The sequence below is a fragment of the Streptomyces sp. ActVer genome (assembly GCF_027270795.1).
Taxonomy (GTDB): domain Bacteria; phylum Actinomycetota; class Actinomycetes; order Streptomycetales; family Streptomycetaceae; genus Streptomyces; species Streptomyces umbrinus_A.
Genome location: NZ_JAPWHT010000302.1, coordinates 1 through 12874 on the forward strand (window position 1 = coordinate 1; position 12874 = coordinate 12874).

General features: G+C 68.5%; 12 protein-coding genes. 3 read left to right on the forward strand and 9 right to left on the reverse strand.

The window, feature by feature from the left end:
* The 5 genes from nuoE to O3Q52_RS36060 form a co-directional block, all read right to left on the reverse strand.
* On the reverse strand, positions 1–709 hold a 709-nt coding region (gene nuoE / locus O3Q52_RS36040), incomplete at its 3' end, for an NADH-quinone oxidoreductase subunit NuoE (protein ID WP_269652827.1).
* Entirely contained in the window at positions 706–2031 is a 1326-nt protein-coding gene (locus tag O3Q52_RS36045; RefSeq protein WP_269652828.1) for an NADH-quinone oxidoreductase subunit D, read from the reverse strand. The genes nuoE and O3Q52_RS36045, both read right to left, overlap by 4 nt.
* Before the next feature lie 55 nt (positions 2032–2086).
* Positions 2087–2827: an NADH-quinone oxidoreductase subunit C gene (locus O3Q52_RS36050; RefSeq protein ID WP_269652829.1), complete on the reverse strand. Its 741-nt coding sequence runs from the start codon at positions 2825–2827 to the stop codon at positions 2087–2089.
* Positions 2824–3378, reverse strand: coding sequence for an NADH-quinone oxidoreductase subunit B family protein (locus O3Q52_RS36055; RefSeq protein WP_018528252.1), 555 nt, complete (start codon positions 3376–3378; stop codon positions 2824–2826). Before O3Q52_RS36055 ends, O3Q52_RS36050 begins: the two co-directional genes overlap by 4 nt.
* 66 nt (positions 3379–3444) lie before the next feature.
* The gene (locus O3Q52_RS36060) at positions 3445–3804 is read right to left on the reverse strand and encodes an NADH-quinone oxidoreductase subunit A (protein ID WP_033319564.1); all 360 of its coding nucleotides are present in this window, start codon (positions 3802–3804) and stop codon (positions 3445–3447) included.
* Between the two features lie 767 nt (positions 3805–4571).
* Here O3Q52_RS36060 and O3Q52_RS36065 point away from each other — a divergent pair.
* On the forward strand, positions 4572–5402 hold the full coding sequence (locus tag O3Q52_RS36065; RefSeq protein WP_269652830.1) for a C40 family peptidase: 831 nt from the start codon (positions 4572–4574) through the stop codon (positions 5400–5402).
* A 216-nt stretch (positions 5403–5618) separates the two neighbouring features.
* Here the strand turns inward: O3Q52_RS36065 and O3Q52_RS36070 are convergent, their stop codons facing one another.
* Positions 5619–6923 (reverse strand): geranylgeranyl reductase family protein, encoded by a 1305-nt coding sequence (locus O3Q52_RS36070; protein WP_269652831.1) that lies wholly within the window; start codon positions 6921–6923, stop codon positions 5619–5621.
* A gap of 129 nt (positions 6924–7052) precedes the next feature.
* Here O3Q52_RS36070 and O3Q52_RS36075 point away from each other — a divergent pair, with 129 nt between their 5' ends.
* Both O3Q52_RS36075 and O3Q52_RS36080 read left to right on the forward strand, forming a co-directional pair.
* Positions 7053–7559, forward strand: a complete 507-nt coding sequence (locus O3Q52_RS36075) for a GNAT family N-acetyltransferase (RefSeq protein ID WP_269652832.1) — start codon at positions 7053–7055, stop codon at positions 7557–7559.
* A 157-nt stretch (positions 7560–7716) separates the two neighbouring features.
* Complete coding sequence (locus O3Q52_RS36080; RefSeq protein WP_269652833.1) at positions 7717–8055, forward strand: PASTA domain-containing protein; 339 nt, start codon at positions 7717–7719, stop codon at positions 8053–8055.
* A gap of 120 nt (positions 8056–8175) precedes the next feature.
* Here the strand turns inward: O3Q52_RS36080 and O3Q52_RS36085 are convergent, their stop codons facing one another.
* From O3Q52_RS36085 to O3Q52_RS36095, 3 genes are all read right to left on the reverse strand, one after another.
* On the reverse strand, positions 8176–8880 hold the full coding sequence (locus O3Q52_RS36085) for a demethylmenaquinone methyltransferase (protein ID WP_269652834.1): 705 nt from the start codon (positions 8878–8880) through the stop codon (positions 8176–8178).
* Between the two features lie 92 nt (positions 8881–8972).
* The gene (locus tag O3Q52_RS36090; protein ID WP_269652835.1) at positions 8973–10373 is read right to left on the reverse strand and encodes an acyltransferase; all 1401 of its coding nucleotides are present in this window, start codon (positions 10371–10373) and stop codon (positions 8973–8975) included.
* Entirely contained in the window at positions 10373–12742 is a 2370-nt protein-coding gene (locus O3Q52_RS36095) for a bifunctional polysaccharide deacetylase/glycosyltransferase family 2 protein (RefSeq protein WP_269652836.1), read from the reverse strand. The genes O3Q52_RS36090 and O3Q52_RS36095 overlap by 1 nt, the downstream gene beginning before the upstream one ends.
* Between the last annotated feature and the right edge of the window lie 132 nt (positions 12743–12874).

The window sequence follows — 12874 nt, forward strand, 5'->3', positions numbered from 1 at the left end:
CCACGCGCGCGGGGCCCGTCTCCCCCTTGGCCAGCCGGAGGCCGATCAGCGAGGCGGGGCCCGCGCCGCCGCTCGCCTCGACCGCGCCCTCGCGCTCGTCGGGGAAGCCCGCCAGGATGCGGGCCGTGTCCTTGAACGTGCACAAGGGGGCACCGCGCGTCGGCTCGACCTGTGTTCCCGCGCGCAGGTCGTCGACGAGGCGCTTCGCGCTCGCCACGGTCTGGTTGTCGAAGAACTCCCAGTTGACCATCACGACCGGCGCGAAGTCGCAGGCCGCGTTGCACTCGATGTGCTCCAGGGTGACCAAGCCGTCGTCGGTGGTCTCGCCGTTGCCGACACCGAGGTGGTCCTGGAGGGACTCGAAGATCGCGTCGCCGCCCATGACCGCGCACAGGGTGTTGGTGCAGACGCCCACCTGGTAGTCACCGCTCGGCTTGCGCCGGTACATCGAGTAGAAGGTCGCGACCGCGGTGACCTCGGCCGTGGTCAGGTCCAGCATCTCCGCGCAGAACCGCTGCCCGGTGCGCGTGACATGGCCCTCCTCCGACTGCACGAGATGCAGCAACGGCAGGAGGGCGGACCGGGAGTCCGGGTAGCGGGCGATGATCTCGCGCGCGTCCGCCTCCAGCCTGGCTCGAACGTCGTCCGGGTAGTCGGGCGCGGGCAGTTGGGGCATGCCCAGGCTGACGCCCTCGGGGGTCGTGGTCACCGGTCGACGCCTCCCATCACGGGGTCGATGGACGCGACGGCGACGATGACGTCGGCGATCTGGCCGCCCTCGCACATCGCCGCCATGGCCTGCAGATTGGTGAAGGACGGGTCCCGGTAGTGGACCCGGTAGGGGCGGGTGCCTCCGTCGGACACGGCGTGCACCCCGAGTTCGCCCTTGGGCGACTCGACGGCCGCGTACGCCTGTCCCGGCGGCACGCGGAACCCCTCGGTCACCAGCTTGAAGTGGTGGATCAGGGCCTCCATGGAGGTGCCCATGATCTTCTTGATGTGGTCGAGCGAGTTGCCGAGTCCGTCGGGGCCGAGCGCGAGCTGGGCGGGCCAGGCGATCTTCTTGTCGGTGACCATGACCGGGCCGGGCTGCAGCCGGTCCAGGCACTGCTCGACGATCCGCAGCGACTGACGCATCTCCTCGAGACGGATCAGGAAGCGCCCGTACGCGTCGCACGTGTCGGTGGTCGGCACGTCGAAGTCGTACGTCTCGTAGCCGCAGTACGGCTGCGCCTTGCGCAGGTCGTGCGGCAGGCCGGCCGAGCGGAGGATCGGGCCCGTGGCGCCGAGAGCCATGCAGCCGGCCAGGTCGAGATGGCCGATGCCCTGCATACGGGCCTTGAAGATGGGGTTCCCGGTGGCGAGCTTGTCGTACTCGGGAAGGTTCTTCTGCATCTTCTTCACGAACTCGCGGATCTGGTCCACCGCACCCGGGGGCAGGTCCTGGGCGAGGCCGCCGGGCCGGATGTACGCGTGGTTCATGCGCAGACCGGTGATCAGCTCGTAGATGTCGAGGATGAGCTCACGGTCACGGAAGCCGTAGATCATGATCGTGGTGGCGCCGAGCTCCATGCCGCCGGTGGCGATGCACACCAGGTGCGAGGAGAGCCGGTTCAGCTCCATCAGGAGCACCCGGATGATCGTGGCGCGGTCCGGGATCTGGTCCTCGATGCCGAGGAGCTTCTCGACGGCCAGGCAGTACGCGGTCTCGTTGAAGAACGATGTCAGGTAGTCCATGCGCGTCACGAAGGTCGTGCCCTGTGTCCACGTACGGAACTCGAGGTTCTTCTCGATGCCGGTGTGCAGATAGCCGATGCCGCAGCGGGCCTCGGTGACCGTCTCGCCGTCGATCTCCAGGATGAGCCGGAGCACGCCGTGCGTGGACGGGTGCTGGGGGCCCATGTTGACGACGATGCGCTCGTCGTCGGCCTTGGCCGCGGTCTGGACGACCTCGTCCCAGTCGCCGCCGGTGACCGTGTAAACGGTGCCCTCGGTGGTCTCGCGCGCCGAAGCGGCAGATGCGGAAGTCATTGGAGCCTCCCGGAGGGAGTCGTTGAGGGGCGGTGGTCGGGCGACGGGCGGGCGCTCATGAGTACGACCTCCGCTGGTCCGGAGCCGGGATCTGGGCGCCCTTGTACTCGACGGGGATACCGCCGAGGGGATAGTCCTTGCGCTGCGGAAAGCCCTGCCAGTCGTCCGGCATCATGATCCGTGTGAGTGCCGGGTGGCCCTCGAAGACGATGCCGAAGAAGTCGTACGTCTCGCGCTCGTGCCAGTCGTTCGTCGGATAGACCGTGACCAGGGACGGGATGCGCGGCTCGCTGTCCGGGGCGCTGACCTCCAGGCGGATCAGCCGGTTGTGGGTGATCGAGCGCAGGTGGTAGACGGCGTGCAGCTCGCGGCCCTTGTCCTGCGGGTAGTGGACTCCGCTCACTCCGGTGCAGAGCTCGAAGCGCAGGGCCGGGTCGTCGCGCAGGGTCTGGGCGACCTGGAGCAGGTGCTCGCGGTCGATGTGGAAGGTCATCTCGTCGCGGTCGACGATCGTCTTCTCGATCGCGTTCTCGGGGACGAGACCCTGTTCCTCCAGGGCACCTTCGAGCTCGTCGGCGACCTCGTCGAACCAGCCGCCGTACGGGCGGGTGGCCGGTCCCGGCAGCCGGATCGAGCGGACCAGGCCGCCGTAGCCGGAGGTGTCCCCGCCGTTGTTGGCGCCGAACATGCCGCGCTGGACGCGGATCTCCTCGCCGCCGTCGCCTCGCTGGCCCGGGAGGTTGGAGGCGCCGAGGTCCTTCTCGGGGTTCACCCCGTTGCCGTTCGCGTCGCTCACCGCAGCAGGCCCTTCATCTCGATGGTGGGGAGCGCCTTGAGCGCCGCTTCCTCCGCCTCGCGGGCCGCCTCCTCGGCGTTCACGCCGAGCTTCGAGGACTGGATCTTCTGGTGGAGCTTGAGAATCGCGTCCATCAGCATCTCGGGCCGTGGCGGACAGCCGGGCAGATAGATGTCGACAGGGACGATGTGGTCGACGCCCTGCACGATCGCGTAGTTGTTGAACATGCCGCCCGACGAGGCGCAAACCCCCATGGAGATCACCCACTTGGGGTTCGGCATCTGGTCGTAGACCTGCCTCAGGACCGGCGCCATCTTCTGGCTGACGCGTCCGGCGACGATCATCAGGTCGGCCTGGCGCGGCGAGCCGCGGAAGACCTCCATACCGAAGCGCGCCAGGTCGTAGCGGCCCGCGCCCGTCGTCATCATCTCGATGGCGCAGCAGGCGAGGCCGAAGGTGGCGGGAAAGACGGACGACTTGCGCACCCATCCCGCGGCCTGCTCGACGGTGGTCAGCAGGAAGCCGCTCGGCAGCTTTTCTTCGAGTCCCATGCTCAGTGGCTCCTCTGTCCCCTATACGGGGCTCAGTCCCTTGCGGGGTTCAGTCCCATGCGGGTTTCAGTCCCATTCCAGGCCGCCTCGCCGCCACACGTACGCGTACGCGACGAAGACGGTGAGCACGAAGAGCAACATCTCCACGAGCCCGAAAACCCCGAGTGCGTCGAACGTGACGGCCCAGGGATAGAGGAAGACGATCTCGATATCGAAAATGATGAAGAGCATCGCCGTCAGGTAGTACTTGATGGGGAACCGCCCGCCGCCGGCCGGCGTGGGGGTCGGCTCGATACCGCACTCGTAGGCTTCGAGCTTGGCCCGGTTGTATCGCTTTGGACCGATAAGCGTGGCCATGACCACGGAGAAGATCGCAAAGCCTGCTCCGAGGGCTCCCAGTACGAGGATGGGCGCATACGCGTTCACCGCTCCTCGCTCCTCTCAGTCGGCATTGACTGCTGGCGGTTGCATCAGGCGTCGCTCCCTGCCCCGCATACCCCATGAACCTCATGAGGCCCACGAGCTCCGTGCGGCTCCACGAAGATCGCGTACATGTGAAGCAGGTCACAAGCCCAACTGCCCCGCATCTTATGCCTGCGGGTCTGTGATCTGCGACACGGGGTGCGACAACGTCTTTGTGATCTCCACCACCCGGCGAAGGATCATGAAGTCGGATGAGTGCCGATCCTCGTACGAGAAGCGTCCGAGTGATCACCAGAAGTGACATTTTCGCCCGTCATCGCTGGTCCAGGCCTCGGCGCACTATCAAGGCGGCGAGATCCAAGGCAAATTGGTGTTGGACTTCGGTGCTTGATAGAGGAACTCGTTCACACTTCGGGGGGAGTTGGAGTGCCCGGTGTGGACGACCCGGGCGTGTGCATCCGTTCACGAGCGGAACGCGTCCGTCGGCCCGACCTTCACGGCTCCCCCGCCTCACGCGCGCGACACCGCCGCAGAGGCAGCCGTTCCGTGACCTGCGTCACATTGGTAACGGCCGGGAAACAACCGGGCTTGGCCAACCGCTCCAACGAGTGGTAGGTCGCGGGCAATTCGGACGTAACACGGAAAGACCGTGATCACAGGCTTCGCAGGCAGTGTCCGCAATGCCCGTTACGGCGTCAATAAGGAACGCCACGCCCGGGGTTCGGAGGGCCCATTGAACAATTGTGGCGCACCACACGTTTCTTGAAGGTATGGAGGAGCCCCTGATACCGGTTGTCCCTATGTCCCACACCGCTCACATACGCAGCCACCGGAAACCCCGGCCTCGCAGCAGCTCGGCGCTCGCGATGCGCGCCGGAGTTGCCGGTGGCGTCCTCAGCACCCTGGCAGTGGCCGGTGCGGCCGGATCGGCGAACGCTGCCGAGCCGGTGACCCAGACCATCGAGCTGCCCACCCTCACGGCCGAAATGACCGCCCAGGTCGCCGAGTCCGCAGAGGTCACCCAGCAGGCCGCGGCCGACTACCAGCTGCGCGCCGAGCGCGACGCTGCCGCCGCCAAGGCCGCCAAGCAGGCCAAGGCGGACCTCGCCGACGCCAAGAAGAAGGCGGAGGCCAAGCAGAAGGCCGAGGACGCCCGCAAGGCCGCCGCCGAGCGCGCCACCCGGTCCTCCGAGCGGACCACGCTCACGTCGACGTCGGCCGACAGTGACGTCCCCGCCCCCGCGAGCGGCAGCGTCGGCACGGTCGTCAACTTCCTCAAGGCGCAGCTCGGCGACGCCTACGTCCTGGGCGCCAGCGGCCCGGACGCGTGGGACTGCTCCAGCCTGGTGCAGGCCGCGTTCAAGCAGGTCGGCGTGGACCTGCCGCGCGTCTCCCAGGACCAGTCCGTGGCCGGCACCCCGGTCTCACTGTCCAACATCCAGGTCGGCGACATCCTGTACTGGGGCGCCGCCGGCTCGGCGTATCACACCGGTGTCTACATCGGTGGCGGTCAGTACCTGGACGCCGCGAACCCCTCGAAGGGTGTCGTCATCCAGGAGCTGTCGGGCTACCCGGCGAGCGGCGCGGTACGCGTCCTCTGACCTCGGTCACGCCTTCCCGGCCCCTGACCGGGCTTCTCCGGGCCCCGGCCACGCACATTGAAGGGCCGCTCCCCCAACACGGGGAGCGGCCCTCAGCCGTGCCTCAGCGGCCCCAGCGGTAGCCACGTCAGTAGCCACGCCTCACCGGCCGGCGTGCCTCGTCCCGGTTCGGGCGGGTTCGGCAGGCCGGGCCGGTGTCCGTGCGGGTCGATACAGCTAGGCCCTCGGGGCCACCTTGGAGAGGCCGTTGATGATGCGGTCCATCGCGTCGCCGCCCGTCGGGTCGGTCAGGTTGGCCAGCATCTTCAGCGTGAACTTCATCAGAATGGGGTGCGTGAGACCCCGCTGCGTGGCGATCTTCATGACCTTCGGGTTGCCGATGAGCTTCACGAAGGCGCGGCCCAGCGTGTAGTAGCCGCCGTAGGTGTCCTTGAGGACCTTCGGGTAGCGCTGGAGGGCGAGTTCGCGCTGGGCGGGGGTCGCGCGGGCGTGCGCCTGGACGATGACGTCGGCGGCGATCTGGCCGGACTCCATGGCGTACGCGATGCCCTCGCCGTTGAAGGGGTTCACCATGCCGCCCGCGTCGCCGACGAGCAACAGGCCCTTCGTGTAGTGGGGCTGGCGGTTGAAGGCCATCGGGAGAGCGGCGCCCCGGATCGGGATCGTCATGTTCTCCGGGGTGTAGCCCCAGTCCTCGGGCATCGAGGCGCACCAGGCCTTCAGGACCTCGCGCCAGTCCAGCTCCTTGAAGGAGGACGTGGTGTTGAGGACGCCCAGGCCGACGTTCGACGTACCGTCGCCCATGCCGAAGATCCAGCCGTAGCCGGGCAGCAGCCGGTCCTCGCCCGGGCCGCGGCGGTCCCACAGTTCCAGCCACGACTCCAGGTAGTCGTCGTCGTGGCGCGGGGACGTGAAGTACGTACGGACCGCGACGCCCATCGGACGGTCCTCGCGGCGGTGCAGGCCCATCGCCAGCGACAGCCGGGTCGAGTTGCCGTCGGCGGCGACCACGAGGGGCGCGTGGAAGGTGACCTCGCGCTTCTCCTTGGAGTCGGCGTCGCCGAGCTTCGCGTGCACACCGGTGATCCGGCCCGTACGGTCGTCGATGATCGGGGCGCCGACGTTGCAGCGCTCGTGCAGCCGCGCGCCCGCCTTCTGCGCCTGCCGGGCCAGCTGCTCGTCGAAGTCGTCCCGCTTCCGTACGAGTCCGTAGTCGGGGTAGGCGGCGAGATCCGGCCAGTCCAGCTGGAGGCGGACGCCGCCGCCGATGATGCGGAGCCCCTTGTTCCGGAGCCAGCCCGCCTCCTCCGAGATGTCGATGCCCATGGAGACGAGCTGTTTGGTGGCGCGCGGTGTCAGCCCGTCACCGCACACCTTCTCCCGCGGGAACGCGGTCTTTTCGAGGAGCAGGACGTCCAGTCCGGCCTTGGCCAGGTAGTAGGCGGTGGTGGAACCGGCTGGCCCGGCCCCGACGACGATCACATCGGCGGTGTGTTCGGAGAGGGGCTGGGACTCGGTCACGACGGGTTCTCCCCAAGTCTCGAAGGCGCTAGGTCTCGAAGTGCGAAGTCTCGAAATCCGCGTGCTGAGGGGCACGGGACATGGGCAGTCTATGCAGCGGTACTGATCACCTGGCTGAAGGGCTGCCCCGTGAACCGAGCTCTCCCCGTGGTACACCTGCGCGTCCCGACCGACGAGGACGCGTTCGCCTGGCACCGGGTCTTCGACGACCCGGACGTGATGGAGTTCCACGGCGGAAAGCCGGCCGAGCTGTCCTTCTACGAGGAACTGACCGCCAGGCAACGCCGGCACGACGCGGAGTACGGCTTCTGCTTCTGGACCATGCTCGACGAGGAGGGCGAGGTCATCGGCTTCACCGGCGCCCAGCCGTGGCCGCGCGAGTGGGGGCCGAAGGGCGAGATCGAGATCGGCTGGCGGCTCGGGCGCAGGCACTGGGGCAAGGGGTACGTCACCACGGCCGCGCGGATCACACTGGAACGGGTGCGCGCGACGGGCGTGCCCAGCGTGGTGGCCATGGTGAACTCCCGCAACCAGCGCTCGATCGCGGTGACCAGACGTCTCGGCATGGAACTCGCCGAGACGTTCACGACGGAGACGTCGGACCAGCTGGGGCACTGCTACCGGCTGGCTCTCTGACGGTTTCCGGCCGGGCTCCCGCCTGGTTCCCGTCCGGTTCTCGTCCGGTTCTCGTCCGGTTTTCGGGGGCTGCAGGGAGCGTTCGGCCGGGCTTTCCGACACCTTCCGGCACGGCTCGGCAGGGCTTACCCTGCCGGTACCGCTGGGGGTGACGTCTGTGCGCATAACACCCAAGACACCCGAAGTGCGCGTACCGCGACTCGTCGGTCTGATGGCCGTGGACGCGCGCGAGACGGCCGAGGCGCGTGGGGTGCTGCTCGCCGCGCCCGACCGGCCCGACTTCCATCTGACCGTCGTCGACTACGTCGTACGCCAGTATCCGTTGCCGGGGTCCGAGGTGGCTCGGGGTGCGGTCGTCACTGTGTGGTTCGACTTCGGCGAGGGTGAGGGTGGGGGCGGGGCGGGTGTGCGGGAGCCTCGGCGGGGCGGGCCGCCGGCCGGGGGGTTGTATCGGGAGCTTGATGAGCCGGGGGATCCGTTTCCCGTGCTGCGGTAGCGGTTCGGCTCCGCGGGCGGGTGGGGGACTTCAGGTTGTGGGCACGCTGCGGGCCGTCTGTGGCTGGTCGCGCAGTTCCCCGCGCCCCTGAAAGCTCCCCGTGCCCCTGGAAGAAGCGGCTTACGGGGTCTGCTTGTAACCCCTGTGCAGGGCCACTACCCCGCCCGTCAGGTTGCGCCAGGCGACCCTCGACCAACCTGCCTTGGTGAGGCGTTCCGCGAGGGCCGGCTGGTTGGGCCAGTCGCGGATGGACTCGGCGAGGTAGACGTACGCGTCGGGGTTGGAGGAGACCGCGCGGGCCACCGGCGGGAGGGCGCGCATCAGGTACTCGGTGTAGACCGTGCGGAACGGCGCCCAGGTCGGGTGCGAGAACTCGCAGATGACGACGCGTCCGCCGGGCTTGGTCACCCGGTACAGCTCGCGCAGCGCGGTGTCCATGCTGGTGGACTGCACGTTCCGCAGGCCGAAGGAGATCGTCACCGCGTCGAAGGTGTCGTCCTTGAACGGCAGCTTCGTGGCGTCGCCCGCGGTGAGCGGCAGCCAGGGGTGGTTCTTCTTGCCGACCCTGAGCATCCCGAGGGAGAAGTCGCAGGGGACGACGTACGCACCCGTGCGCGCGAAGGGCAGCGAGGAGGTGGCCGTGCCCGCCGCGAGGTCCAGGATCTTCTGCGCGGGCCGCGCGTCGACCGCCTTCGCGACCTCCTTGCGCCACACCCGGTCCTGCCCGAGCGACAGCACGTCGTTCGTCAGGTCGTAGCGTTCCGCCACGTCGTCGAACATCGAGGCGACTTCGTGCGGCTGCTTGTTCAGGGATGCGCGGGTCACACCCCCATTGTGGCAGTACGGACCGGGTGACTCTCCAGCACCCGGCCCGTACGCCGGTCCGAATCCCGCCCTGAGACCCGTGAGGAAGGTCCTCAGGGCAGGAGCCTCGGCTTCTTCTTCGCCGCCACGTCCTCCACCCACCCGCAGAGCAGGATGAACACGGCGATGAGGATCCAGCTGATCCCGAACATGAACCACTGGCTCTCCAGCGGCAGATACGTCTCGAAGGCCGGCACGTTCCAGAACTGGTCGATCAGCGGGACGGCCAGGATCAGTGCGATCTGGTGCCAGAGGTAGAGGGTCACGGCACGGGCGTTGAAGATCGTCACGATCCGGTCGAGGCGCTTGAAGCGGGCCAGCCCGGCGAAGTCGATCCGGAAGTGCGCCTTCGCGTACATCAGGAGCGTCACGAACCCCGCCGACCAGAAGGCCTGCGCGAGCGGGATGTCGTCGAGGTCGTACGAGCCCGTCTCGGCCTGGTGCGTGAAGGCGTACCAGCCGGCGTAGCCGATCGCTGCGAGCGAGAGGACGACGACGGCGAACGGCTTCAGCCGCTGCAGGACGCCGTCGCGGTGCGCGAAGCCGAGGATCCAGCAGAAGAGGAAGGTGGCCAGGTCGGTGAGGGCGCTGCCGAAGCGGTTGTCCGGCGGCTCCCACAGGAAGTGGACGACCAGGATCGGGGCGAGGGAGAGGACGAGCACCGCGACCGGGGCCGGCCGGAACACCCTCAGCAGCAGGGGCGACAGCAGCACGAACCACAGGTACGTCCGCAGGTACCAGAGAATCTCCCAGGCCTGCTGGCCCCACGCGTTGCCGGGCGGGTCGCCGAGCGGCACGATCCAGTAGACGATCTGCCAGCCGGGCATCCAGTCGTGGATCAGCATCGCGACCACGACGAAGAAACCCCAGAACCAGAACGGCGGCAGGAGCCGGCGGATCCGGCTCCTGATCACCTTGAGCGCGGTCCGCTCCAGCGACTTCGCCATCAGCGTGCCGGCCAGCGCGAACATGATCCCCATGGAGGGGAAGACCATGCCCGCCCAGGCCCAGCCGAAGGTGTGGTACGTGACGACGCGGACCAGGGCGACCGCGCGCAGGGTGTCGAAGTAGCGGTCGCGGCCTGCGGGATTCGGCGGCGCGTCCGGGGCCGGTTCGGCCCCCGACTCGCGTTCATGGAGCCCGGCCTCGGCCTCGCTGGCGACCGCGAACTCCCCTTCCGGCACCGGCGGTTCCACCGTCGGCAGCTGTGCCGTGTCGCCCGACACCTGCTCCGGCACGGGGTACGCCGTGTAGTCCGCCGGGGCGTACCCCTGGGCGTACTCCGGCGCGTACCCCTGCTGGTCGTGGCCGGCGTACTGCTGGGGGTACGGCCGGCCACCGTACTGCGGCTGCCCGTACGGCTGTTGCTGCTGGCCGGACCCGTAGCCATGGCCGTAGCCGTAGCCCTCTGGTTGCTCCTGCGGGTGGCCCGGCTGATCCGTCCCCCAGCTCATCAGCTGACCCCCGCCGGCGTGCCGACCTCGCCCGTGCGCTTCAGCTTCTGCCAGCGCAGGCGGCCGCCGGTGAGGGCGGTGATGCAGGAGTGGATGAGGACGAGGTACATCATCTGCCGGTACGCGAGCTGCTGCAGCGGCATCATCAGCAGGTAGCGGTACTTCTCCCGGTCCAGCCGGAACGCGTAGGCCGCGCAGACGAGTTGGATGCCGAGCACCGCGAGCCAGGCCAGCAGGGCCGCCTGGAAGTCGATGAAGATCATCGAGTAGGCGGTGAACACGTCGATCAGCGGGGCGAAGACCGGCGTGACGATCTGGAAGATCACCACCAGCGGCATGCCGACCCGGCCGAAGCGGCCCGAAGGACCCTTGTCCGTAAGGGACTTGCGGTGCTTCCAGAGCGCCTGCATCGTGCCGTACGACCAGCGGTAGCGCTGTGACCAGAGCTGCTTGAGCGAGGCGGGCGCCTCCGTCCAGGCCCTGGCGTGCTCCTGGTAGACGACCCGCCAGCCCCCGCGGTGCATCGCGATGGTGATGTCGGTGTCCTCGGCGAGCGTGTCCTCGCTCATGCCGCCGACCTCCAGGACGGCGTCCCGGCGGAACGCACCGATCGCGCCCGGGATGGTGGGCATGCAGCGCAGCAGGTCGTACATGCGGCGGTCGAGGTTGAAGCCCATCACGTACTCGATGTGCTGCCAGGCGCCGATGACCGTGTTGCGGTTGCCGACCTTGGCGTTGCCCGCGACCGCGCCGACCTCAGGGTCCGCGAAGGGCTGGACGAGCTGGTGCACGGCGTCCGGCTCGAAGACGGTGTCGCCGTCCATCATCACGACGATGTCGTAACTGGCGCTGCGGACACCGTTGTTGAGGGCGGCCGGCTTGCCCGCGTTCTCCTGGCGGATGACCCGCACGTTCGTCATGCCGAAGGACCGTGCCGCATCGCGCGCGATCTGGGACGTGTCGTCCGTCGAGCCGTCGTCCACCACGATGATCTCGATCGGATGGGTGCTCTTCGCCAGCGACTCCAGGGTGTTGGCGATGCACTCCTTCTCGTTGTACGCGGGCACGATCACGCTGACGGGCTGTGTGACGGTCGGCCCCCAGCTGAACCGGCGTTTGTTGCGCTGCCGGTAGTGCCTGCGGGCGAGGATCAGCATCATCCCGAAGCGGCCCATGACGGCGACGCCGACGACGGCGAGCCCGGTCGCGAGCCCCGGTACGGTCCACTCGGCGACGGTGACGGCCGCGACGAGGGCCTTGCCTTCGTAGAGGGTGGTGCCGGTGGCGGTGCGGTGGGCGGCCTGGAGGCTGTTGACTCCCCCGGCTTCACCCGACTGCCCCAACTGACCGTTCTGTCCCGGCTGTTGGCCCTGTTGGGCGCTGGGGGCCTGACCGCCCGCCTGCTCACTCTGCTCGCCCTGCTCGGTGCCGGGCTGCTGACCGCTCTGTCCGTCCTGGGCGTTCTGGCCGCTCTGGGCGTCCTGGCCGTTCCCCTGCCGGATCGCGCCGCTGATGGTGGTGAAGGTGTAGCCCTTCGCCTTCATCTTCTTGATGTACGTCCCGAGCGCCTCGACCGTCTGCGAACGCTCGCCGCCCGCGTCGTGGAAGAGGACCGAGGCGCCCTTGTTCTTCGACGGCGTGGCCCACTTGATGATGTTCGAGACGCCCGGGCGCTTCCAGTCGTCGCTGTCGGTGTCGACGAAGACGCCGGTGTAGCCCTCCTCGCCGAGCTTCTTGTAGACGGGCCAGCTGTAGTTGTCGATGGCGTCCGCCTCTGAGGAGTACGGGGCACGGAACAGCGTGGTCGTGATGCCCGCGGCGCCCGCGAGCGCGAGCTGCGTCTGGTCCGTCTCTCGGGCGATCCGGTCGTCGCTCTGGTACGAGAGGTCGACGTGCGTGAAGGTGTGGATGCCGATCTCGTTGCCCTGGTTCACCAGGTCCTTCACGATGCTCGGATAGCGCGACACCATCGACCCGACCACGAAGAACGTGCCCGGGACGTCGTTCGCCTCCAGGATCTTCAGGATCTGCGGAGTCCAGGTGGGGTTGGGACCGTCGTCGAAGGTCAGCGCGATGGTCTTCTCGGGGACGGACTGGCTCTGGGCCTCTCCGCCCCGGAAGGAGAGGATCGGCCCGCCGTCGAGGACCTTGTCGGGGACCTTGCTCGAACTGGCGTTGCTGCGTACGCGCTCGTCGCCGCCGACCTCGGCGCGCAGATAGCCGTGGAGCAGCATCACGCTGGTGAGTGCGAGAAGGAGCAGCAGGGCGAGGATGACACGCGGTTTCTGCAGCGCCGCGGCCTTGCCCGCGGCCCGTGTCATCCGGGACGGGGCGCGCCTGCGGCCGCGCGAGGGCGTCGTAGTAGCCATGAGTGTGAGTGCGTTCCGGTCAGTTGGCGCCCGCGGCCGCCGAGGCGGACGCGGACGGAGCGGAGACGGAGGCGGGATCCGCGGACGCCGACGGGGCAGCGGTGGGCACGGCTCCGGCCGGCGGGGCGCCGG

Bases quoted from the DNA above. Each gene is read 5' to 3' on its own strand.
- O3Q52_RS36045 (WP_269652828.1), bottom strand. From the start codon at position 2,031: ATGACTTCCGCATCTGCCGCTTCGGCGCGCGAGACCACCGAGGGCACC.
- O3Q52_RS36055 (WP_018528252.1), bottom strand. From the start codon at position 3,378: ATGGGACTCGAAGAAAAGCTGCCGAGCGGCTTCCTGCTGACCACCGTC.
- O3Q52_RS36065 (WP_269652830.1), top strand. From the start codon at position 4,572: ATGGAGGAGCCCCTGATACCGGTTGTCCCTATGTCCCACACCGCTCAC.
- O3Q52_RS36090 (WP_269652835.1), bottom strand. From the start codon at position 10,373: ATGAGCTGGGGGACGGATCAGCCGGGCCACCCGCAGGAGCAACCAGAG.
- O3Q52_RS36095 (WP_269652836.1), bottom strand. From the start codon at position 12,742: ATGGCTACTACGACGCCCTCGCGCGGCCGCAGGCGCGCCCCGTCCCGG.